Origin of the sequence: Escherichia sp. TW14182 (assembly GCF_000208525.1) — a bacterium.
GTDB lineage: Bacteria > Pseudomonadota > Gammaproteobacteria > Enterobacterales > Enterobacteriaceae > Escherichia > Escherichia ruysiae.
In genome coordinates this window covers 1-1953 of record NZ_AEJZ01000496.1, presented here as the reverse complement: position 1 = coordinate 1953, position 1953 = coordinate 1, and the positions used below count along the sequence as shown (strand labels likewise).

Below are 1953 nucleotides of genomic sequence, written 5' to 3'. Positions count from 1 at the left end.
GGGGACTCCGTCCGGCCAGTGAACTGTGCCGCACTCCGGGCAGTACAAACTCCCCATTACCGTCTTATATCACTGGCGCTAACACTTTCTGGTGTTTTTTCGATCTTTCCAGGTTTTAAATTCCTGTCGATGAATGTTCTTGCCCCCTTATTTCCAGACAGGGGTTGTATCTTAAGTTAACATTACCCGCTGACGTCGATATTCTCGCGGAGAGCGATAACCCAACGCACTATGCGGATGGTTTTCATTGTAATGCTCGATCGCCACTGCAAGGTTATGCAATGCCGTTCTTACATTCGGTTTCGGCATGAACGCGATGTAGTCTTCCTTCATCGTTTTCACGAACCGTTCTGCCATTCCATTACTCTGAGGGCTACTGATTGCCGTTGTGCAGGGCTTCAGATTCAGCTCTCTGGCGAACTGCCGTGTTTCATGCGCTCTGTACGCTGAACCGTTATCTGTCAGCCACTGGATGGACTGTTCCGGTACTTTATCGCCAAAGCGTTTTTCTATCGCGCCTAACATCACATCCTGCACTGTCGCTTTATCGTAACCTCCCGTGCTTGCGGCCCAGTCTATGGCTTCACGATCGCAACAGTCCAGGACGAACGTAACACGCAGTTTTTCGCCATCATCGCAACCGAACTCAAAGCCATCGGAACACCAACGCTGGTCGCTTTCCTTCACCGATATTCGGCCTTTATGTTCCCGCTGCCGTCTTGATGGTTTGTCATGTAACAACAACAGACTATTTTCGCTCATTATCCGGTAAACACGCTTTGCATTCACGAACGGTAGTCCTTCATTTCGGGACTGCCGCCTGAGTATCGCCCAGACACGGCGATACCCGTATGCAGGCATATCGCCAATAATATCCAGGATGCGCGATAAGACTTCTGCATCCGCAGCCTCATCGCGCCTCTGACGCCGTTTATCTGGCTTGTTATCAGATGCCTTCATCCGTAATGTTAACTGCGCACGTGACACGCCCAGAACACGGCTTACCGGGGCTATTCCTTGTCCGAAGGTAACAAGGGCACATGCGCTATCCATTTTCGCGATTGTGCATACTCCACCGCTTCTTTGAGGATCTCAACTTCCATGGTTTTCTTACCCAGTAAACGCTGAAGCTGATTAATCTGCTTTATTGCAGCGGCCAGTTCAGAAGCAGGAACAACGTCTTCACCGGCAGCCACAGCAGTGAGGCTTCCTTCCTGGTATTGTTTCTTCCACTTAAACAACAGACTGGGCTGAATTCCATGCAAACGCGCCACGTGGGACACCGTCATGCCCGGCTCCATAGTTTGTTGAATAATTGCGATTTTTTCCTGAGGTGTTTTACGTTTATGCACCTCTTTTCCTAACAAAACGCCAGCCATCTCAAAATTAGAACTAGTGTTAGACATATATCCAAGCCTATCTCTTATTTTAAGATACATCTACTGTCTGGTATTTCAGGGGGCCAGCTCATAAGTGTTTATCAGGCGCAATACTATCTTGCAAAGCTTCAGGAAAAAGGAGAGATAGTGCGGAGTGAAAAACGGCAGGGGCAGAGGTGTATCTGGACAATAAAGTGAGACGTATTGATGCAGTCAGTTCCGGAAGCAGGAGGCCATTCAGCCTCATGCTTTCGACAAATTGTTTTGTTGTTCAGGAGAGGTGATGGTATTTGGGGGCTGCCTGAGACTAAGTTTACATCCGGAGCCTCTGAATGCTTCTCCGGATGGACTGGCAATCCCCATTTGCTGCAGTGTTTTATCAGCGGCTCTGGCTATTTCTCTGATATCAATTTTTTCAGGTAATACCGGGGGAGGTATCTGAGCCAGGCAAAATGCCCGCCGTTGTATCATCCACTCCCGTTGGGCTTCTGTGTACTCAGTATTTTATATGAACGCATCCCGTTTTGCACAGCTTCCATTGTTTTGACATTGACGGTAGGTTGCAGCTTTATAT

At 48.5% G+C, this 1953-nt stretch carries 2 protein-coding genes and 1 pseudogene; 1 reads left to right on the top strand and 2 read right to left on the bottom strand.

Going from position 1 to position 1953, the window contains the following annotated elements; genetic code table 11:
* Positions 1-171: 171 nt before the first annotated feature.
* A protein-coding gene (locus EQY_RS0123635; RefSeq protein WP_085948835.1) for an IS3-like element ISEc48 family transposase occupies positions 172-1379 on the bottom strand; the annotation gives its coding sequence in 2 pieces (ribosomal slippage) (positions 172-1058 and positions 1058-1379; 1209 coding nt in all).
* 6 nt (positions 1380-1385) lie between these two features.
* Here EQY_RS0123635 and EQY_RS27385 point away from each other — a divergent pair.
* Entirely contained in the window at positions 1386-1577 is a 192-nt protein-coding gene (locus tag EQY_RS27385; RefSeq protein ID WP_077629747.1) for a FaeA/PapI family transcriptional regulator, read from the top strand.
* A gap of 129 nt (positions 1578-1706) precedes the next feature.
* On the opposite strand, the pseudogene EQY_RS27380 reads toward EQY_RS27385, so the two are convergent.
* A pseudogene (locus EQY_RS27380) lies at positions 1707-1883 on the bottom strand (PerC family transcriptional regulator); the annotation flags it as partial.
* Positions 1884-1953: the final 70 nt, after the last annotated feature.